Genomic DNA, 18362 nt, shown 5'->3' with positions numbered 1-18362 from the left:
ACGACTTTCGTCAGGGGTCGGCCGCGACCATCGCCAGGCGCTTCTGCGCTCGCCGGTTCCTAGGTTCGACCCATGCGAAAGACGTTTCTGGCAGCTGTCGTCGTGTCCCTGGTCGTCGCCGCGCCCGGGCCCGCCCGGGGTGACGGGCCGGTGGCTGCCCTCACGCCCACCGCCATCGACGGCTACCTCAGGAAGGCCGCCGACTCGACCGGACTGCCGGGGATGTCCGCGGTGGTGACCCACCGGGACCGGGTCGTCCACGCGACCGGGCTCGGGCGCGACGCATCCGGCCGGCCGGTCACCGCCGACACGCCGATGCGGGTGGCGTCGGTGAGCAAGTCGTTCACCGCGGCGGCGGTCATGACCCTCGTGGACGAGGGGCGGGTGGTGCTGGACCGACCGGTCGCCACCTACCTGCCCGAGTTCCGGATGGCCGATCCGCGCGCCGCCCGGATCACCGTGCGGCAGTTGCTGAACCAGACCTCGGGCCTGTCGGACCGGACGGTCGACATCGGCGCGACCCAGCGGGCGACGACCCTCGCCGGTTACCTGGCCGCGCTGCGACCCGGCACGTTGGCCGGTGAGCCCGGAGCCCGCTGGGAGTACTGCAACGTCAACTACGACGTCGCCGCCCGGCTGGTCGAGGTCGTCGACGGGCGCGACTTCCCCGTCGCCATGCGGGAGCGGGTCTTCGGGCGGCTCGGCATGGCCGGCAGCGCCGTCGGGGACCGGGTGGTGCGGCCGGCGGACGGGTTCGTCTCCGTCTACGGCGCCTGGGTGCCCCGCACCGAGCTGCCGGGGTTCCGTGGGGGTGCCGGCGGGGTGGTCACCACTGCGTCCGACCTGGGCCGCTGGCTGATCAGCCAGGCCGGCTACGGCCCGCCGGTGGTGACGCCGGGCAGCCTGGCCGTACTCCACGAGCCACCCCGGGGCGCCGACTACGCCATGGGCTGGGGGGAGGAGGTGGTGGCGGGCCGCAAACTGCTGGTGCACTCGGGCAACCTGTTCACGTACACGGCGGTCCAGGCGGTGGACCCGGCCACCGGCTTCGGCTTCGCGGTCCTGACCAACAGCGCCTCGTTGCACGACGACACGTACGACGTCCTGCTCGGGCTGGTCGCCCTCGCCGACGGCCGCCGGCCGACCACGCCGGGCGGGGGACGGCAGACGACCGAGTTGATCCTCGCGCTCACCGCCCTGACCGCCGTCGGGCTCGGGATTCTCGGGGTACGCCGATCCGGTCGCTGGGCGCGCCGACGTGCCGGGCGGGCGGGGTGGTGGACCGCGCTCCGACTGGTCGGGGTACTGGTGCCGGTGGCGGTGTTCGCCACGTATCCGCAGTGGGTGTCGTTCCTGATGAACGGCCGGGCCGTCACCTGGGCTCAGCTGACGTACTTCCCGGTGCCGCTGACGATCACGCTCGCCGTCGCGGCGGTGGCCGGGCTGGCGACCGCCGCCGCGCGGCTGACCCGCCTGCGATCGGTAGGGTCGGCCCGGTGAGAAACGGCCTGTTGCTGGTCCTGCTCGCCGGCTGCGCGGTGCTCAACGGCCTCGACATGGACCGGCTGCCGGCGTGGCGGCAGGCGCTGTTCGCGGCCCTGGTGGTGGCCGCCCACCTCCACGGGCGGCACCTGCCGGTGCGGCGCGACGTGGTGCTGCTGGCGGCCGTCGCGCTCCCGGCCGCCGGGTACGCGGTCATCGACGTGTCGGCGGGCGCCGGCGCGTTGCTGGCGCTCGGTGTCTTCGTGACGCTGCCGTGGCTGGCCGGCCGGTTCCGCCGCCAGCAGGCCGATCTGGTCCGGGCGGGGCGGGAGCGGGTGGCGCACCTCGAACGGGAGCGGCAGTTCGTCGCCGACCGCGCCCGGCTGCGGGAACGCGCCCGGTTCGCGGCCGACATGCACGACGCGATCGGCCACGAGCTGGCCCTGATCGCGTTGCGGGCCGGCGCGCTCGAACTCGGGCCCGACGTGACCGAGGCCGACCGGGAGACCGCCGCGCAACTCCGGGCCTCGGCGGTGGCCGCGACCGACCGGCTCCGCCGCACCGTGCACCAGCTACGCACCACGTCGGATCCCGCCGTGGACCAGTCCGTCGACGCACTAGTCAGGCGGGCGCGGGCCGCCGGGATGACCGTCCACCTGCGCAGCACGGTCGACGGGGTGACTGCGCCGACTACCGACCGGGCCGTGTACCGGGTGGTGCAGGAGGCACTGACCAACGCGGCACGGCACGCGCCCGGGGCTGACGTGGACGTCCGCATCGAGCCGGTCGGCGACACCATCGCGGTGACCGTGCGCAACCCGGTCGCGCGGCCGCCCGCACCGGCCGGGACCGGTACCGGGATCGCCACGTTGCGGGAGCACGTGGAGCTGATCGGCGGCACGGTGCACGCGCACGCCGGGGAGGGCGCGTTCACGGTGACCGCCCACCTGCCGGCCGCACCGGCGACAGGAGTCGAGCGGCGATGATCAGGGTGGTCCTCGCGGACGACGAGCCGGCGATCCGGGTCGGGGTGGCCGCCATCCTGACGACCGATCCGGCCATCGAGGTGGTCGCCGAGGCCGCCGACGGGAGCCAGGCCGTCGAACTCGTCCGGCGGCACCGGCCCGACATCGCGCTCCTGGACATCCGGATGCCGGGCTTCGACGGCCTGTCCGCCGCCGCCGAGCTGGCCGCGGTGGCGCCGGCGGTGGCGGTGGTCATGCTGACCACCTTCGACGAGGACGAGTACGTGGCCCGGGCGCTCGCCCTCGGCGTGAGCGGCTTCCTGCTCAAGGCCGCCGACCCGCGCGAGCTCATTCTCGGCGTACGGTCGGTCGCCGACGGAGCGGCCTTCCTGTCCCCGAGGATCGCCCAGCGGGTGATCACGAAGTTGGGTGACGGGCTGGTGCGGTCCAGGACGGCCCGGACCCGGCTGGAGCAGGTGACCACCCGCGAGCGGGAGGTCCTGGCGCTCGTCGGCCGGGGCATGTCCAACCACGAGATCGCCCGGTCGCTCTCCCTCGCCGAGGGAACGGTGAAGACGCACGTCAGCGCCATCCTGCTGAGGCTGGGCCTGAAGAACCGCGTCCAGGCGGCGATCCTGGCCTACGAGGCCGGGCTGGCCCACGACGGGTGAGCACTGTCAGTCGGCGAAGTCGACGCCGGCGAGGGGGACGCCACGGTACGCGGCGAGTCGTTCGGCCTGCTCGACGATGGCCTTGCGACGGGTGCCGGGCAGCTTCTGCCACGGCTGCACGGCAACCGTGAACGTCCGGCCGGTCCTGCGGGGCCGCCAGGTGCCGACCAGCTCACCGTCGGCCAGCACGGCACCGGGGCGACCCAGCACCGGCCACAACTCCTTGGCCCGGACCGGGTCCGGCACCAGCGTTTCCCGGTCCCGCGCCTGAAGGAAGAGGTCGAACGGACCGAGCAGGCGGATCGCCGTGACGTCGGCCGGCTGCAGCGCCTCTTCGTCGGCGGCCAGCAGCCAGCGCGCCTCGCCCTCGACTTCCACCTCGATCACATCCGCCGGCCAGTGTGCCTTGACCTCCTTGACCGGCGCGTCGAGATAGCCGGCCACCTGCTTGGGGGTGGCCGGGCCGAGCAACCGCAGGTAGGCGCGGATGAGGTCGAACCGACCGCCCGGCGTGGCCGCCTTCGTGAACCCGGGGATGCGGCGCAGCACCGGGGGCGAGGTGTCCAGTTGCAGCTCCAGCCCGGCCCGCACGGCGGCCAGCCGGAACGGCATCTCGTACAGGTGGGTGGTGCTGCACGGCCGGCAGAACCGCAGGTAGGGCTCGGGCATCATCTCGGCCAGGCGACCGGAGACCTCCCCTTTGACGGTGGGCCCGCCGACGACGTCCCGCATCCGGGCGGCCACCTCGTCGAGGGCGGCCAGGTTGCCGATGCCGGCCGCCTTCAACGGCCGCGCTGCGTCGAAGATGCGCTTGCCCGCGTCGGCGTCGGAGAACGGCTCGACCGCGGCCGCCACCTGCGGCAGGTCGGCGCGTCGGTAGAGGTGGGGCGCGCCGCGTACGGTCCACAGCAGAGTCAGCTCCTCGGCCGACACCGCGGCCACGTCGACCCCGCGGACGGCCAGCGCCCACCGGCTGCCGTCCGGACCGGTGTCCTGCACCCCGATGTCGAGGACGGCGGTGTCCGCGAGTGAGCCGCCGGTCCGGTCGAGTTGCTGGGCCCGGACGCGGAAGTTCAGCACCTGCCGCCGGTCAGCCACGTCCATCGGCCGTCGCCAGGTATGCCGCCAGGTTGGCCAGGGACGAGGCGATGCCGGCCTGGTGGGCCGCCTGGTCGATGCCGGGTGGCACGCCGGTGGCGGTGACCGTGACCTCGGTGCCCCCGCGGGTGGCGGCGAGGTGCCAGCTCATGGTCATGGTCCCGGCGTACGCGGGGTCGTCCGCCGCGAACACGGCCTGCTGCACGACCCGCTCCGGCGGCGTCAGGGCGACGAACCCGACGTCGACGACGTCCGTCGCGTCCGAGGTCTTGCCCGGACTGTCGGTGGGGTCGAGGTAGGTGAGGGTCATCCGGAACCCGCCACCGGGGCGAGGGTTCCACCGCTCGACCCGCCCGCGCATGCCCTCCGGCGGCAGCCATGCCTCGATCGCGGCGCGGTCCAGCAGGGCCGCGTACACGGTCGTCGGTGGTGCGGCGATCACCCGGCTGGCCCGGTCGGTCCTTGCCATGGCCCGATCCTATGACCAGGGACGGCCCCTCGACCGGCACGACGCACGATTATTCCAGTGTTAGAGTAATGCCGTGGAGTTGACTCCCGCCGAGCTGACCGTGCTGGGCCTGGTCGTCGAACGGCCGCAGCACGGCTACGACCTGGCGCAGGTCATCGAGCAGCGCGGCATCCGACAGTGGACCGATGTGGCGTTCTCGTCGATCTACTACCTGCTGGCCAAGCTCGAACGGCGTGGCCTGCTCCATGTCCCGGAGGCGCCCGCCACCGCGAAGTCCCGGCGGGTCTTCCACGCCACGGCCGAGGGGCGTCGGGTCGCCGCCCGCAACGCGCTGGCCCTGGTCGCCGAGGCGCGGCCGGTCCCGCAGCCGCTGCTGGTCGGGCTCGCCAACCTGTCCCTGCTCACGACTCAGCAGTACGCGCAGGCGCTGCGCACCCGGCTGGCGCAGATCGACGCCCGGATCGCCGCGATCCACGCCGCCCGGTCGGCGCAGGCCCCCCTCCCGCTCGCGGCGCGTGAGGTCTTCTCCTGTTCCCTCGGCCTCCTGGAGGCAGAAAGGCAGTGGCTCGCCACCCGAGCCCAGGTGCCCGGTGACGATCAGGACCGCTGACAAGATCGACTTCAGGAAGACCCTCGACGCCTACCGGGCGCCACGCGGCCGGTTCCGGCTCGTCGACGTGCCCGACCTGCGATACCTGACGGCCGACGGCCACGGCGACCCCAACACCTCGCCCGCCTTCGCCGAGGCGGTCGAGGCGCTCTACCCGGTGGCGTACCAGCTGAAGTTCGCCAGCAAGCGGGAGCTCGGGCGCGACTACGTCGTCCCGCCCCTGGAGGGCCTGTGGTGGGCCGAGGACATGGCCACCTTCACCACCGCACGGGACAAGTCCCGGTGGGACTGGACGCTGATGCTGATGGTGCCGGACTGGATCGACCAGGCCATGGTCACGGCCGCCGTCGCGCAGGCCGGGGCGAAGCACCGACCGGCACGCCTCGACGACGTCCGCCTCCGGACCCTGACCGAGGGGCGATGCGTGCAGACCCTGCACGTCGGTTCCTTCGACGACGAGGCCGACGTGCTCGCCCGGCTGCATCACCGGTTCCTCCCCGACCACGGACTGCGCCCGGCCGGCACCCACCACGAGGTCTATCTCAGCGACTTCCGCCGGGTCGCCCCCGACCGGCGACGCACCGTCCTCCGGCAGCCGGTCACGACCTACGAGAGGGACGAACCCGCGTAGGAGACGGCCGGGCTGGTCCGTGGCGGCCGGGCCCGACCCGCCAGCCGGGCCGTCAGCAGCGGCCGACAGCGGTTCTCCACCTGTGTGGCGATCAGCCACGAGAGCGCGCACATCGTGGCGACGACCAGCGGCAGGGCCAGCCACGGGTTCAGCACGGCGGTGAGGGCGTTGAACAGGACCGTGCCGGCCGTGGAGTGGATGAGGTAGAGCGGGTAGGTCATCGCGCCGGCCGTGGCGAGCCACGGCCGGCGCAGCCACCTCGTGCCCCCCGTCGCGACGAGGGTCATCACCGTGAAGATCCCGGCGAGGATCAGCGTGACGACGGTCAGGCTCGGGGTCAGTCCCGCCCGCTCCTCGAACCGGGGCGGAGCCTGCACCACCGCGTTGACGAAGCAGGCCACCAGGAGCGCGGCCCGCGACAGCGTCATGCCGTGCCGGTGGACCAGATAGAGGCACATCCCGGCGATGAAGTAGTGGCACAGCTGCGGCTGGACGACCAACCGCAACCCCGCCCGGACGACCTCGGGCACCGGCAGGGCCTGCATGGCGACGCCGCAGGCGAGCCACCCCCACAGCAGCCACTGGGTGCGGCGCACGGTGATGCCGATCAGGGTGAAACCGAGCAGCAGCAGATAGAAGCGCCACTCCACCCAGAGTGTCCAGTAGACGCCCTCGACGTGCGGGATGCCCGCCACCGACTGGAACATGGTCAGGTTCGCCAGGTACTGGGTGACGGTCACCTCGGAATGCCACGGGGGCCGGACCACGACCACCACGACGGCGGTCAGCGTGACGGCCAGCCAGTAGGCGGGATAGAGCCGGGAGATCCGGGACGCCAGGAACTCCCGGCCGGTGCGCCCCCACACGCTCATCAGGACGACCATGCCGCTGATGACGAAGAACAGGTCCACACCCAGGTAGCCGTACTGGGCGACCCGACCGAGGTGCGGCGCGAAGTCATAGGCGGTCGACTGCCCGCGGAAGGTGTAGTGCAGCATCACGATGCCCAGCGCGGCGATGAACCGCAGCAGGTCGATCTCGTAGAGCCGTTGGCCTGGTCGCACGGTTTCCTCGGTATCCACCGGACCGAGACCGTACTGGAGGCGACCCGGGTCGGTCCGGTGACACGAGCCGCACCAGCTCAACTGGCGGACCGGCCTCGAGGTCGCGCCCCGGTGACGGTCGCACCCGAGCCGGTGCGGCGGCTCAGTGGCCGGCGAGCAGCGTGTCGCGGACCTGGCGGCGCAGCACCTTGCCGATCTGGGAACGGGGCAGGTCGTCCACCACCACGATCCGGCGGGGCACCTTGTAGCCGGCGAGGTGCTCCCGGCAGGCGGCGCGGAGGGCGTCCGGATCGGCGGTCGCGTCCGGCGTCAGGACCACGGCGGCCACGACCTCCTCGCCGTCCCGGCCGGGCATCCCGACGGCGGCGGCGTCGCGTACGCCGGGGAGGCGGCGCAACGCCTCCTCCACCTCGGACGGATAGACGTTGAAGCCGCCGGTGATGATCAGCTCCTTGATCCGGTCCACCACGGTCACGAAGCCGTCCCGGTCCATGGTGACGATGTCGCCGGTGCGCAGCCAGCCCTCCGGCAGCAGCACCTGTGCCGTCTCCTCGGGGCGGTTCCAGTAGCCGGCGAACACCTGCGGGCCGCGTACCAGCAGCTCACCGGCCTCGCCCTGACCGCGGTCCCGGGACGGGTCCTCGGGGTCGACGATCCGGATGTCGGTGGAGGGGAAGGGGACCCCGACGGTGCCGGGTCGACGGGCGGGGGAGACCGGGTTGCCCAGGGTGATCGGCGAGGTCTCGGTCATGCCGTACCCCTCGACGAGCAGGCCGCCGGTGACCGACTCCCACAGTTCGACCGTGGCCGGTGGCAGGGCCATGGCGCCGGACATGGCGTACCGGACGGAGGTCAGGTCGACGCCACGGTCGCGGGCGGCGGTGGCCAGCCGCTCGTAGATCGGCGGGACGGCCGGCAGGAACGTCGGCGGGCGGCGGCGCACCGCGTCGAGAACCTGCTCCAGGTCGAAGCGGGGGAAGAGCACCAGCGTGGCGCCGACGCTCACCGCGAAGGTCAGGCAGAGCGTCAGCCCGTACGCGTGGAAGAGCGGCAGCACCGCGTACACCGTCTCCTCGCCGTCGCGCAGGCCCGGCACCCACGCGCGGCCCTGCGCCGCGTTGGACCGCAGGTTGGCGTGGGTGAGGATGGCGCCCTTCGGGGTGCCGGTGGTGCCGCCGGTGTACTGCAGCAGCGCGGTGTCCTCCGCGCGCGGCGCGGGATGGTCGGCGGCCAGCGGGGTCGCGGCGGCGAGCAGCCCCGACCAGGCGAGGGTGCCCGGCGCCGGCGCGGTCATCGCGGCCCGGGCCGCGCGGGCCTTGCCCAGCGGGAGCCGCAGGGCGAGGCGCTTGAGGGGTGGCAGCGCCCGGGTCAGGTCGACGGCGACGACGGTCTCCACCTTGCCGCGCCCGACGACCAGCGGGGCGACCTTGTCCCACACCACCGCCACCCGGGCGCCGTGGTCGGTGAGCTGGTGGGCCAGCTCCTGCGCGGTGTAGAGCGGGTTGTGCTCGACCACCACCGCGCCGAGCCGCAGCACGGCGTAGAAGGCCACCACGTGCTGCGGACAGTTGGGCAGCACCAGGGCCACCCGATCGCCGCGCGCCACGCCGAGCCGGCGCAACGCCTCGGCCGCGCGGGTGACCTGGGCGTCCAGCTCGGCATAGCTGGTGGTGGCGCCGAAGAAGTCCAGCGCCACCCGGGAGCCGAACCGGCGGGCGGCGGAGCTCAGCAGGTCGACCAGCGAGTCGGTCGACTCGGCGACGTCGGCCGGTACGCCGGGGGCGTAGCTGCGGGTCCAGGGCCGCTGCGCGGTCGGGTCCATCGCCGTCTCCTCGCTGGGTGGGGGTGGCACCACGCGCAGCATAACTTACCGCTCGGTAACCTACTGAGCCGTAGCCGGGATCAGCGTCGGCGCATCGCCTGCCGGCCGCGCAGGAAGGCCCACACCACCACCGCGACCAGCGCGATGATCCCGATGATCACCAGCCAGCGGACCGCCTCCAGCAGCAGCCCGAGCAGGATGAGCGCGCCGCCGACGACGCCGACGACCCAGAGCAAGGCGCGCATGTTCGCCTCCCGTGACGAGGATGCCGACCGCCCGGCTTCCCGTTCCGCCGCCGGCCATGCGCGTCCGGTGCCGTTCCCGCCGCCGCCGTGCCCGCGGCGGCGGTCAGTGCCGCGCCACGTAGACGGTGTTTGCGGACTCCCGGCCCTGCAACGGGTTGGGGAAGCGGACCACGTGCGCCACCGAGGTGGGGAACACCTCGGTCAGCACCCGCTGGAACGCCGGGTCGGGCGGGTCGTTCGACCAGAGCGCGAAGACCCCGTCGCGGTGCAGCAGCGCGGCCAGCCGCCGCAACCCGTCCACCGTGTAGAACGCGGCGTGGCTGGGGTGCAGCACCTGGCGGGGGGAGTGGTCCACGTCCAGCAGCACGGCGTGGAAGCGACGCCCCGGCGACTCGGGGTCGAAGCCGGTGCCGTCGGCGACCGCGGCGAAGAAGTCCGCGTGGGCGAACCGGGTACGCGGATCGCCGGCCAGCCCGGTGGCGAACGGCAGCAGTTCCCGACGGTGCCAGTCGATCACGTCCTCGATCGCCTCGACCACCACCAGCGACCGGACCCGGGGGTCCTCCAGCGCCGTCCGGGCGGTGTAACCCAGGCCCAGCCCGCCGACCACCACGTCCAGGTCCCGGCCGGTCAGCGGGGCCAGCCCGAGCCGGGCGAGCTCGATCTCCGCGACCGGGAAGAGGCTGGACATCAGGAACTCGTCGTCGAGCTTCACCTCGTACACGTCGACGTCGAGCGCCGGATCGCGGCGGCGACGCAGGCTGATCTCCCCGATCGGGGTCTCCCGCCAGGCCAGTTCCTCGAATCGCGCGACCACGGGATGATCCTTCCGCCGGTTTCGTCACCGGATGTTACCGGTCCGCCGGGCGGGCGCCGGACGGTCCGCCGGGGTTGCGCTTTTTCGCCCGTGCCGGCATCGTCCGCCCCGTCCGGGGTACGCGAACCGGTCGAGATGTCCCGAGAGGAGAACGGCGTGGCGGAGATGCTGGCCGGACGGCTGCACGTGACCGGACGAGAGCTGCGGATGGAGTCGGTGCCGGTGCCGGAGCCGGGTCGCGGGCAGGTCCGCGTCCGGGTCGTCGCCGCCGGGGTGTGCCTGTCGGACGTGCACCTGATCGACGGCACCCTCACCCCGCTCTACCTGGCCGGCGATGTGGTGACCCTCGGTCACGAGGTGGCCGGCACCGTCGACGCGCTCGGCGACGGCGTGGACGGCTGGCTCCCCGGGCAGCGGGTGCTGCTCCAGGCCGGGGAGCGGGACCGGCGCGGCACGGTGCTCACCCGGGGCGTCGACTACGACGGTGGCTGGGCCGAGTACGCCCTCGCCCGCGAGGACACCCTGGTGCCGATCCCCGACGACCTGCCCTTCGAGCAGGCGTGCATCATCCCCGACGCGGTCTCCACGCCGTGGGCGGCGGTGACCGACACCGCCCGGACCCGGCCGGGGGAGGCCGTCGGGGTGTGGGGCGTCGGTGGCCTCGGCGCGCACGCGGTGCAGCTGCTGCGGCTGGTCGGCGCCGCCCCGGTGATCGCGGTGGACCCGCTGCCGGCGGCCCGGGAACGGGCGCTGACCCTCGGCGCGGACGTGGCGCTCGACCCGAAGGACGACGGCTTCCGCGATGCGGTGCTGGAGCTGACCGCCGCCCGGGGGCTGGACGTCGCCTTCGACTTCGCCGGCGTCACGCCGGTCCGCGAACAGGCGCTGACGGTGCTCGGCCGGCGCGGCCGGCTGGTGCTCGCCGGCATCGCCAACCAGCCGGTCACCATCGCCTCCGACAGCCGGTTCACCTATCTCGGGCAGTCCGTGCACGGGCACTACGGCTCGGAGGCCGAGCACGTCGACCAGTTGGTGACGCTGACCGGCCAGGGCCGGCTCGACCTGGCCGCGTCGGTCAGCGACGTGCTGCCGCTCGCCGACGCGGCGGAGGCGGTCCGGCGGGTCCACGACAAGCAGGGCAACCCGATCCGGCTGATCCTGCGCCCCTGACCGCCGGCCGGCGGCATCCGTCCGATCGGGCCGGATGCCGGCCGGTCGGGCAGCGCCACCGGGTCAGAGAGCCAACGCCAGACCGGCGGAGACCACCACGGCGACCAGCCCGAGCAGGCCCAGCCACCCGACGGCGCGGGCGGCCCGGGGCGAGCCACGGCGGTGCAGCAGGACGATCGTGACGGCGGTGCCCGCTGCGGTCAGCGCGCTCGTCGGGACGAGGAGCACCAGCGCCGAGAAGGTCAGCATGCCCTCGATGCTGGTCCGCCCGGCCCAGAGCGCGAGCACGCAGTACGCGACGGCCAGCCACGCCAGCAGCGCGAACGGCACCACGAAGAGGAGCACCGCGTCGGTCCAGGGGCCGGGGTCCTCGAGTGCCGGATCGGCGGTGGCCGGGTCGGGCGGTCCGAACTGGTCCGTCCGGCCCGGCTCGTCCGGCTCGTCCGGTGTCGCGGGGCGGAGCGTGGGCGGCTGAGCGTCGTCGCGCCGCACGGGGGCCATCAGTCGGCCGATCGGCTCGCGACGACGACCGTGTCGAGGGCGTCGACGGTACGGCCGTCGGCGGTGGCCACCGGGCGGCGGGCCGTCTCGGCCCGCCGGATGTGCAGCCCGGCGAGCCCGTCGACCACCGTCTCCGGGGTGAGCAGCACCGCCGGGTCCTGCGGGCCGCCGATGCCGCCCTCGAGGTTGGCGAGGTCGTGGCCCACCACCACGAGGGTGCCGCCCGGGCGCAGCGCCCGCCGGGCCGAGGCCAGCACGCCGGCCAGGGCGGCGGCGGGCAGGTGCAGGTAGATCAGCAGCACCAGGTCGTACGAGCCGGGCACCGGCCGGTACGCGGTCACGTCCGCCACCCGCCACTCGACCTCCACGCCGTGCCGGGCGGTCAGCTCACGGCCCCGTTCGACGGCCACCGGCGAGAAGTCCACCGCGGTGACCCGCCAGCCCTGCCCGGCGAGCCAGACCGCGTTGCGTCCCTCGCCGGCGGCCAGGTCGAGCGCGGCACCGGGGGCCAGCCCGGTGACCGACTCGACCACGAAGCGGTTGGGCTCAGCGCTCCACACCAGTCCCGGCGTGTTCGCGTACCGGGTGTCCCACGCGTGGCTGTCCACTGTGTCCCTCCGTCCGGCGTCCCCAGAGCATCATCGTGACCGTACCGCCCACCGCCGAGGCCGCGACGGCGACCAGTCCGAGCGCCCACCCGACGGGTAGCTGCCGGGCGAGGACGAAGACCCCCATCACCACCACGAACCAGCCGAACGACTTCCGCAGGACGTCGGCGGGGATCCGACCGGCGAGCCGGCCGCCGACGAAGCTGCCGACGACGGCGGCGGCGGTCACCGCGGCGGCCAGGCCCCAGTCGATGCTGACGCTGGAGAGGTAGCCGGCCAGCCCGGCGAAGGACTTCATCGCGATGACCACCAGGGAGGTGCCGACCGCGACCGGCATCGGCAGGCCGCCGAGCAGGGCGAGCGCGGGCACGACCAGGAAGCCGCCGCCGGCCCCGACCAGGCCGGTGACCAGGCCGACCACCACGCCGTCGACGATCACCCGGAGGATCGGCAGCTCGTGCGGCACCGGCCGGCCCTCGACCGGCCGCCGACCGCGGATCATCGCGACGGCGGTGGCCAGCATCATCAGCGCGAAGCCGGTGAGCAGGACGCCGGCCGGGACGAACTCGGCCAGCCGGCCGCCGCCGTACGCGCCGGTCATCCCGGCCAGCCCGAAGACCAGTCCGGTACGCCAGCGGACCCGGTGCGCCCGGACGTGGGGCAGGACGCCCACCGCGCTGGTGGCGCCGACCACCAGCAGGGAGGTGGCGATCGCCTCCTTCGCGGGCAGGTGGGCCACGTAGACCAGCAGCGGCACGGCCAGGATCGACCCGCCGCCGCCGAGCAGGCCGAGGGCGACCCCGATCAGCACGGCCAGCCCGACGGTGAGGGCCAGGGTCCCGGTCATGCCCGCGCTCCGGTGCTCTCCCGCAGCTGGCCGACGATGGTGTCCAGGTCGCAGCTGGCGCCCCGGTTGTAGGGCAGCCTGCCGAGCAGCATCCCCATCGCGCAGGTGTTGGTGACCGCGGCGAAGGTGAGCCCGGCGCCGATCAGCCCGGCGACCCACTTCAGGCCCGGCACGAAGATCGAGGCCACGACGCTGACCAGGACGATCGACCCGGCGAAGAGGCGGACCTGGCGCTCCAGGTCCCAGCGGGGGGTGCCCTGCCGGACCGGTGCGTCGCCGGCCTGCCAGGCCAGCATGCCGCCGTCGAGGACCTTGAGGTTCGGCAGCCCGACCCCGGCGAGGGACTGTCCCGCCTGGGTGGCCCGGGCGCCGGAGCGGCAGATCAGCACCACGTCCTCGGCCAGGTGGTTGCGCAGTTCCGCGCGGTGCTCCCTCAGCAGGTCCAGCGGGACGTTGTAGGCGCCGGGGATGTGGGACGTCTCGAACTTGGCCGGGGTGCGCACATCGAGCAGACGGGGTGCGCGTCCGGAGTCGATCAGTTCGCGCAGGCTCGCGGCGTCGATGGTGGCCGGGCGGGGGGTGGTCGCGGAAGTGCTCATCTCTCCTCTTTCGGGGACAAACCGCCAGGCTCGACGGCAGGGTCGTACGCCGGCCGGCGCGGGTGCGTCGGCCGGTACGGGCGGGTGGGGTCAGGCGGTCAGGGCGACACCGGCCCGGTCGAACCGGTCGTCGATCACGACGACCTCGCGGCCGGCGTTGGTCAGCAGCGACGCGGCAGCGGTCGCCCGGTAGCCGGATCCGCAGTGCACCCAGACCGTGCCGGCCGGTACGTCGGCGAGCTGTCCGGGCAGGTCGGGCAGGGGGACGTGCACGGCACCGTCGACGTGCCCGGCCCGCCACTCGTCGGTCATCCGGACGTCGAGCACGACGTCGGGGTGGGGCAGCCCGGCCGGGGTGGCGCCCGCCCGGGCGGCGGCCAGCGCCGGGAAGTCGGCCGTCCGCAGCTCCCGCAGCCCGCCGGGTGCGGCCGCCCACTCCTCGGGTGTCCCGGTGGCCTGCGCGGCCGGCCGGTCGATGCCGAGTCGGACCAGTTCCCGCTGGGCGTCGGCGACCTGCTCGGGGGTGTCGGCGAGCAGGGTGACCGGTGCGCCCCAGTCGATCAGCCGGCCCAGCCTGTCGCCGAGCGACGACGTCGCGAGGACGGACACCTGCACGGTCATGTCGTTCTTCCCTTCTTTATACCCCCGGGGGTATCCAGTGGGCAGAGTGCGCTCTTGTTCCGGACGGGCGACTACCCGCCCACGCCGTGGTCAGGCGGCGTGGGCGGAGGTCGGCGCCTCGGGCGAGTCGGTGCCTCAGGCGAGGGAGAGGAAGAGCTTCTCCAGCTCCTCCTCGGTCATCTCCGGCGTCTCACCGCGTTCGCGGGCGGCGTTGCAGTGCCGCATGCCGGAGGCGATGATCTTGAAGCCGGCCCGGTCGATCGCCTTCGACACGGCGGCGAGCTGGGTCAGCGCCTCGCGGCAGTCCTGGCCGCTCTCCATCATCTCGATGACCGCGTTGAGCTGGCCCCGGGCTCGCTTGAGCCGGGTCAGTGCGTCACCGGTCATCTCGGGTCGAAGCTTCACGGTTACCTCCTGCTCCCCAACATACCCCAGGGGGTACCGGCATACCATCGCATACCCCCACCGGTATCCTGAACCCCGGATCCACCCGCGGCGATTCCCCGCTCCCTGGCCGGAATATACCCCCGGGGGTATGCGCTACGGTCGGTACATCGCCCGTCATCGTCGTGAAGGAGTCCGCACCATGTTGTTCACCCAGTACTACCTGGACTGCCTGTCCCAGGCGTCGTACCTCGTCGCGGACGAGGCCACCGGCCGGGCCGTGCTCGTCGACCCCCGCCGCGACATCGACGAGTACCTGACCGACGCCCGGGCGCGCGGCCTGCGCATCGAAGGAGTGATCAACACGCACTTCCACGCCGACTTCCTCGCCGGCCACCTGGAGGTCGCCGCCGCGACCGGCGCCTGGATCGGCTACGGACGCCGCGCCGAGACCGAGTACCCGATCCGCAAGCTGGCCGACGGGGAGCGGATCAGCCTCGGCGACGTGACCCTGGAGATCATGGAGACCCCGGGCCACACCCCGGAGTCGATCAGCGTGCTGGTCCACGAGCACGCCGACGCCATCGTGCCGTACGGCGTGCTGACCGGCGACGCCCTCTTCATCGGCGACGTCGGCCGCCCCGACCTGCTCGCCTCGTTCGGCGTCACCGCCGACGAACTCGGCGCGATGCTCTACGACAGCGTCCAGCGCAAGCTGATGGGCCTGCCCGACGAGGTCCGGGTCTTCCCCGCCCACGGCGCCGGCTCCGCCTGCGGCAAGAACCTCTCCACCGAGCGGCAGTCCACCATCGGCGAGCAGCGCCGCACCAACTACGCCTGCGCGCCGATGAGCCGGGAACAGTTCCTCGCCCTGGTCACCGGCGGCCAGCCCGCTGCGCCCGGCTACTTCGCCTTCGACGCCGTGCTCAACCGCCGGGCCCGCGACCTCTTCGACTCCACCGCCGCGGCCCGGCCGCTCACCACCGCCGAGTTCGCCCGGGCCCGCGCCGAGGGCGCGGTCGTGGTCGACGCCCGCGACCCGCACGAGTACGCGGCCGGGCACCTGGCCGGTGCGATAAACGTTCCGGCCGACGGCCGCTTCGCGGAGACCGCCGGCAGCGTCGTCGCCCCGGACCGCCCGGTCCTCGTGGTGGCCCCGCACGACCGGGAGGAGGAGATCGTCGTACGACTCGCCCGGATCGGCTTCGACCGGGTGGTCGGACACCTCCGGGACGCGGAGACCGCGCTGGTCGAACTGGCGGCCGAACTGACCCCGGCCCGCCGCCGCACCGCCACCGAACTGCGCGATGCGCTGGAGAGCGCCGACCCGCCCGTGGTCCTCGACGTGCGCAACGCCGGCGAGCGGGAGCAGGGCGCCATCGCCGGCTCGCTGCACGTCCCGCTCGCGGAGCTGTCCCGACGCCTCGACGAGGTGCCGGCGGACCGTCCCGTCGTCGTGCACTGCGCCGGTGGGTACCGCTCCTCGGTCGCGGCGAGCGTGCTGCGCACCGCCGGCCGCCGGGACGTCTCCGACCTGCTCGGCGGATACGGCGCCTGGCACGCCGTGTGCGACACCGCCGTCGCCTGACCGGGGCGGGGGAGGGCGGCACCACGCAGGGTCCCCGAGGGATCGACGGAGCGCTTATCCTGTGCCCCGACCGACCCACGGAAGGGACCCCATGCCGTCGCGGCAGGACCAGCTCCACTCGTACCAGTTCACCGTGCAGCGGGCGGTCGCCGCGCTGGTGATGCGGGAGACCGACCCGGCGCGGTCGCCGTTCCGGCGGCTGGCCGGCGCCGGGCTGGCCAGCGTCCTGGTCGCGGTCATCGGGCTCGGCGGCTTCGCCCTCTACGGCCTCTTCGCCGGGGGTGGCACGTCCTGGCGGGACAGCAGCGCGGTGATCGTCGAGAAGGAGTCCGGCGCCCGGTTCGTCTATCGGGAGCAGAAGCTGCACCCGGTGCTCAACTACGCCTCCGCCCTGCTGATCATCGGGGCGGAACGGCCGCGGACCGTGCTGGTCTCCCGGCGCTCGATCGACGGCGTGCCGCGCGGCCTGCCGCTGGGCATCGCCGACGCCCCGGACTCGTTGCCCGCCCCGGCCCGGCTCGCCACCACCGCGTGGACGGTCTGCTCGGTCCCGTCGACCGAGCCGGGGCGCGGCGAGCCCCGCTCGGCCCTGCTCATCGGCCGCGACGCCACCGGCGGCCAACCGCTGGGCGAGCAGGGGATCCTGCTGCGGCACCCGGACGGCGCCATCCACCTGCTCTGGCACCAGCGGCGCTACCTGCTGCGGGACACCGACCGGGTGCTCGCCGCGCTGGCCGCCACCCGGGAACGCGCCGTGCCGGTGGCACCGGCGCTGCTGAACACCCTGCCGGCCGGTGCCGACCTGGCGCCGCCACCCGTGCGAGGGCTCGGCCGGCCGTCCGACGCGGTCTCCGGTGCCACCGTCGGCGACGTCTACCTGGTCCGCAACTCCGGCGGCGGTCGCCAGTACGCGGTGGCGGAGCGGGACGGGCTGGCCGGCATCACCGAACTCCAGGCGAGCCTGCTGCTCGCCCGCACCGGTCAGGGTGAGCCGAAGCCGATCACCCTCGGCCGGTTCGCCGCCCTGCCCAAGCGGCCCGACCTGGTGCCCGTCGGCCCGGCCGCCCCGCCGACCGGCCCGCCCCGGCTCGCCGGCGGGGACACCGGCGCGATCTGCGCCCGGGTCGGCGACGACACCGGCGTACGCGACGTGCGGACCGGGGTCACCCCGCCGGACCTCACCGCCGCCCCCGGAGCGTGCCGCCGGTCGGGCGGGGCGACCTGCTCGCCGACCAGGTGCTGGTGGAGCCGGGTCGGGGCGCGGTGGTGGAGGCCGTCGCCGCCCCCGGCGCGTCCGGTGGCGCGATCTGCGTCGTCACGGACCTGGGCCGGCGGTACGTGCTCGCCGACGCCGGCGTGCTGGGCATGCTCGGCTATGCCGGCGTCCGGCCGGTGCGGCTTCCGCCGGGCTGGTCGACCTGGTCCCGGCCGGCAGCGCCCTCGACCCGACCGCCGCCCGCGCGGTCGCCGCCCCCGCCTGACCTGCACCGCGCGACCTGCCTCGCCCCCAAGGCCGGCCGGTACGCCGCCCGGCCGGTGCGGCTCAGGATGCCGGGCGGCGCAGCACGCTCACCGCGAAGTCCGCGTCGTCCCGCCAGGGGCGCAGGTCCCAGGTGGCGAAGCGGTGCTCCAGGCCGAGCCCGGCCGCCGCCGCGTCGGCATCGAAGTCGGGCAGCGGATATCCCCGGTCGGTGCCGAACCCGACCACCACGAGCCCGTCCGGGCGGACGTGGCCGGCGACCCGGGTGAGCACGGACCGCTCGGTGCCGGGCGCGACGAACGTCATCACGTTCCCGGCGATCACGGCCGCGTCGAACGGCTCCGCCTCGCCCTGGGCGGGCAGGTCCAGTTCGGCCAGGTCGCCGACCAGCCAACGCGGCCCCGGGTGGTCCGCCCGGGCGGCGTCGACCAGCACCGGGTCGGCGTCCACCCCGACCACCCGGTGTCCCCGGGCGGCCAGCGCGGCGGCCACCCGTCCGGTGCCGGAGCCGGCGTCCAGGATCCGCGCGCCCGGCGCCACCAGGGCATCCACCAGTCGCGCCTCACCGGCCAGGTCCGCCCCCTCGGCGGCGAGACGGCGGAACCGGTCGATATACCACTGCGAGTGGCCGGGATCGGTGTCGGTCACCCAACGGGTCGGCTTGGCCATGCAGTCACGGTAACCGGGCCT

At 74.2% G+C, this 18362-nt stretch carries 19 protein-coding genes and 2 pseudogenes; 8 read left to right on the top strand and 13 right to left on the bottom strand.

What is annotated here, in order from left to right; translation table 11 throughout:
* Positions 1-72 precede the first annotated feature (72 nt).
* From MRQ36_RS00675 to MRQ36_RS00665, 3 genes are read left to right on the top strand one after another with little or no spacing between them, the layout of a single operon-like run.
* On the top strand, positions 73-1500 hold the full coding sequence (locus MRQ36_RS00675) for a serine hydrolase (protein ID WP_242791442.1): 1428 nt from the start codon (positions 73-75) through the stop codon (positions 1498-1500).
* On the top strand, positions 1497-2468 hold the full coding sequence (locus MRQ36_RS00670) for a sensor histidine kinase (protein ID WP_242791440.1): 972 nt from the start codon (positions 1497-1499) through the stop codon (positions 2466-2468). The genes MRQ36_RS00675 and MRQ36_RS00670 overlap by 4 nt, the downstream gene beginning before the upstream one ends.
* On the top strand, positions 2465-3118 hold the full coding sequence (locus tag MRQ36_RS00665; RefSeq protein WP_242791438.1) for a response regulator transcription factor: 654 nt from the start codon (positions 2465-2467) through the stop codon (positions 3116-3118). Before MRQ36_RS00670 ends, MRQ36_RS00665 begins: the two co-directional genes overlap by 4 nt.
* A gap of 6 nt (positions 3119-3124) precedes the next feature.
* Here the strand turns inward: MRQ36_RS00665 and MRQ36_RS00660 are convergent, their stop codons facing one another.
* Positions 3125-4222, bottom strand: coding sequence for a winged helix DNA-binding domain-containing protein (locus tag MRQ36_RS00660; protein ID WP_242791436.1), 1098 nt, complete (start codon positions 4220-4222; stop codon positions 3125-3127).
* A complete protein-coding gene (locus MRQ36_RS00655; RefSeq protein WP_242791434.1) occupies positions 4209-4685 on the bottom strand; it encodes an SRPBCC family protein in 477 nt (158 codons plus the stop codon). The genes MRQ36_RS00660 and MRQ36_RS00655 overlap by 14 nt, the downstream gene beginning before the upstream one ends.
* Positions 4686-4758: 73 nt before the next feature.
* On the opposite strand from MRQ36_RS00655, the gene MRQ36_RS00650 reads away from it, so the two are divergent.
* Together MRQ36_RS00650 and MRQ36_RS00645 are read left to right on the top strand one after the other, a co-directional pair.
* Positions 4759-5295 (top strand): PadR family transcriptional regulator, encoded by a 537-nt coding sequence (locus tag MRQ36_RS00650; protein ID WP_242791432.1) that lies wholly within the window; start codon positions 4759-4761, stop codon positions 5293-5295.
* Positions 5276-5926, top strand: a complete 651-nt coding sequence (locus MRQ36_RS00645; protein ID WP_242791430.1) for a GyrI-like domain-containing protein — start codon at positions 5276-5278, stop codon at positions 5924-5926. The genes MRQ36_RS00650 and MRQ36_RS00645 overlap by 20 nt, the downstream gene beginning before the upstream one ends.
* Here the strand turns inward: MRQ36_RS00645 and MRQ36_RS00640 are convergent.
* The 4 genes from MRQ36_RS00640 to MRQ36_RS00625 form a co-directional block, all read right to left on the bottom strand.
* Positions 5902-7008, bottom strand: coding sequence for an acyltransferase (locus MRQ36_RS00640; protein WP_242791428.1), 1107 nt, complete (start codon positions 7006-7008; stop codon positions 5902-5904). The genes MRQ36_RS00645 and MRQ36_RS00640 overlap by 25 nt on opposite strands.
* Positions 7009-7132: 124 nt before the next feature.
* On the bottom strand, positions 7133-8812 hold the full coding sequence (locus tag MRQ36_RS00635) for a long-chain-fatty-acid--CoA ligase (protein ID WP_242800780.1): 1680 nt from the start codon (positions 8810-8812) through the stop codon (positions 7133-7135).
* Between the two features lie 80 nt (positions 8813-8892).
* The gene (locus tag MRQ36_RS00630; protein ID WP_242791426.1) at positions 8893-9057 is read right to left on the bottom strand and encodes a hypothetical protein; all 165 of its coding nucleotides are present in this window, start codon (positions 9055-9057) and stop codon (positions 8893-8895) included.
* Between the two features lie 103 nt (positions 9058-9160).
* Complete coding sequence (locus tag MRQ36_RS00625) at positions 9161-9874, bottom strand: spermidine synthase (RefSeq protein WP_242791424.1); 714 nt, start codon at positions 9872-9874, stop codon at positions 9161-9163.
* Positions 9875-10039: 165 nt separating this feature from the next.
* Here MRQ36_RS00625 and MRQ36_RS00620 point away from each other — a divergent pair, with 165 nt between their 5' ends.
* The gene (locus tag MRQ36_RS00620) at positions 10040-11044 is read left to right on the top strand and encodes a zinc-binding dehydrogenase (protein WP_242800778.1); all 1005 of its coding nucleotides are present in this window, start codon (positions 10040-10042) and stop codon (positions 11042-11044) included.
* A gap of 63 nt (positions 11045-11107) precedes the next feature.
* On the opposite strand, the gene MRQ36_RS00615 is transcribed toward MRQ36_RS00620, so the two are convergent.
* The 6 genes and pseudogenes from MRQ36_RS00615 to MRQ36_RS00590 all read right to left on the bottom strand — a co-directional run bounded on the left by MRQ36_RS00615 (position 11108) and on the right by MRQ36_RS00590 (position 14625).
* Positions 11108-11545 carry a hypothetical protein gene (locus MRQ36_RS00615; RefSeq protein ID WP_242791422.1) on the bottom strand — a complete coding sequence of 146 codons (438 nt, stop codon included), beginning with the start codon at positions 11543-11545 and terminating at the stop codon, positions 11108-11110.
* Entirely contained in the window at positions 11545-12153 is a 609-nt protein-coding gene (locus tag MRQ36_RS00610) for a class I SAM-dependent methyltransferase (RefSeq protein WP_242791420.1), read from the bottom strand. Before MRQ36_RS00610 ends, MRQ36_RS00615 begins: the two co-directional genes overlap by 1 nt.
* Entirely contained in the window at positions 12092-13000 is a 909-nt protein-coding gene (locus MRQ36_RS00605) for a sulfite exporter TauE/SafE family protein (RefSeq protein WP_242791418.1), read from the bottom strand. Before MRQ36_RS00605 ends, MRQ36_RS00610 begins: the two co-directional genes overlap by 62 nt.
* Positions 12997-13599, bottom strand: coding sequence for a rhodanese-like domain-containing protein (locus MRQ36_RS00600; RefSeq protein WP_242791416.1), 603 nt, complete (start codon positions 13597-13599; stop codon positions 12997-12999). The genes MRQ36_RS00605 and MRQ36_RS00600 overlap by 4 nt, the downstream gene beginning before the upstream one ends.
* Before the next feature lie 90 nt (positions 13600-13689).
* Positions 13690-14172 (bottom strand): annotated as a pseudogene (locus tag MRQ36_RS00595) (rhodanese-like domain-containing protein); the annotation flags it as partial.
* A 183-nt stretch (positions 14173-14355) separates the two neighbouring features.
* On the bottom strand, positions 14356-14625 hold the full coding sequence (locus MRQ36_RS00590; RefSeq protein ID WP_242791414.1) for a metal-sensitive transcriptional regulator: 270 nt from the start codon (positions 14623-14625) through the stop codon (positions 14356-14358).
* Between the two features lie 181 nt (positions 14626-14806).
* On the opposite strand from MRQ36_RS00590, the gene MRQ36_RS00585 reads away from it, so the two are divergent.
* Positions 14807-16192, top strand: a complete 1386-nt coding sequence (locus MRQ36_RS00585; protein WP_242791412.1) for a rhodanese-like domain-containing protein — start codon at positions 14807-14809, stop codon at positions 16190-16192.
* A gap of 91 nt (positions 16193-16283) precedes the next feature.
* Positions 16284-17673, top strand: a pseudogene (gene eccB, locus MRQ36_RS00580) (type VII secretion protein EccB).
* A 62-nt stretch (positions 17674-17735) separates the two neighbouring features.
* On the opposite strand, the gene MRQ36_RS00575 reads toward eccB, so the two are convergent.
* Positions 17736-18341 carry a bifunctional 2-polyprenyl-6-hydroxyphenol methylase/3-demethylubiquinol 3-O-methyltransferase UbiG gene (locus MRQ36_RS00575; protein WP_242791410.1) on the bottom strand — a complete coding sequence of 202 codons (606 nt, stop codon included), beginning with the start codon at positions 18339-18341 and terminating at the stop codon, positions 17736-17738.
* Between the last annotated feature and the right edge of the window lie 21 nt (positions 18342-18362).

Source organism: Micromonospora sp. R77, from assembly GCF_022747945.1.
Classification (GTDB): domain Bacteria; phylum Actinomycetota; class Actinomycetes; order Mycobacteriales; family Micromonosporaceae; genus Micromonospora.
Note: the sequence above shows the minus strand (reverse complement) of the source record. Positions and strands in the feature narration are given on the sequence as shown.

What these genes read in the sequence shown, in the direction of transcription:
- MRQ36_RS00605 (WP_242791418.1), bottom strand. Translation starts at nt 13,000, where the DNA reads ATGACCGGGACCCTGGCCCTCACCGTCGGGCTGGCCGTGCTGATCGGG.
- MRQ36_RS00665 (WP_242791438.1), top strand. Translation starts at nt 2,465, where the DNA reads ATGATCAGGGTGGTCCTCGCGGACGACGAGCCGGCGATCCGGGTCGGG.
- MRQ36_RS00660 (WP_242791436.1), bottom strand. Translation starts at nt 4,222, where the DNA reads ATGGACGTGGCTGACCGGCGGCAGGTGCTGAACTTCCGCGTCCGGGCC.
- MRQ36_RS00630 (WP_242791426.1), bottom strand. Translation starts at nt 9,057, where the DNA reads ATGCGCGCCTTGCTCTGGGTCGTCGGCGTCGTCGGCGGCGCGCTCATC.
- MRQ36_RS00615 (WP_242791422.1), bottom strand. Translation starts at nt 11,545, where the DNA reads ATGGCCCCCGTGCGGCGCGACGACGCTCAGCCGCCCACGCTCCGCCCC.
- MRQ36_RS00620 (WP_242800778.1), top strand. Translation starts at nt 10,040, where the DNA reads ATGCTGGCCGGACGGCTGCACGTGACCGGACGAGAGCTGCGGATGGAG.
- MRQ36_RS00575 (WP_242791410.1), bottom strand. Translation starts at nt 18,341, where the DNA reads ATGGCCAAGCCGACCCGTTGGGTGACCGACACCGATCCCGGCCACTCG.
- MRQ36_RS00655 (WP_242791434.1), bottom strand. Translation starts at nt 4,685, where the DNA reads ATGGCAAGGACCGACCGGGCCAGCCGGGTGATCGCCGCACCACCGACG.
- MRQ36_RS00585 (WP_242791412.1), top strand. Translation starts at nt 14,807, where the DNA reads ATGTTGTTCACCCAGTACTACCTGGACTGCCTGTCCCAGGCGTCGTAC.
- MRQ36_RS00675 (WP_242791442.1), top strand. Translation starts at nt 73, where the DNA reads ATGCGAAAGACGTTTCTGGCAGCTGTCGTCGTGTCCCTGGTCGTCGCC.
- MRQ36_RS00635 (WP_242800780.1), bottom strand. Translation starts at nt 8,812, where the DNA reads ATGGACCCGACCGCGCAGCGGCCCTGGACCCGCAGCTACGCCCCCGGC.
- MRQ36_RS00600 (WP_242791416.1), bottom strand. Translation starts at nt 13,599, where the DNA reads ATGAGCACTTCCGCGACCACCCCCCGCCCGGCCACCATCGACGCCGCG.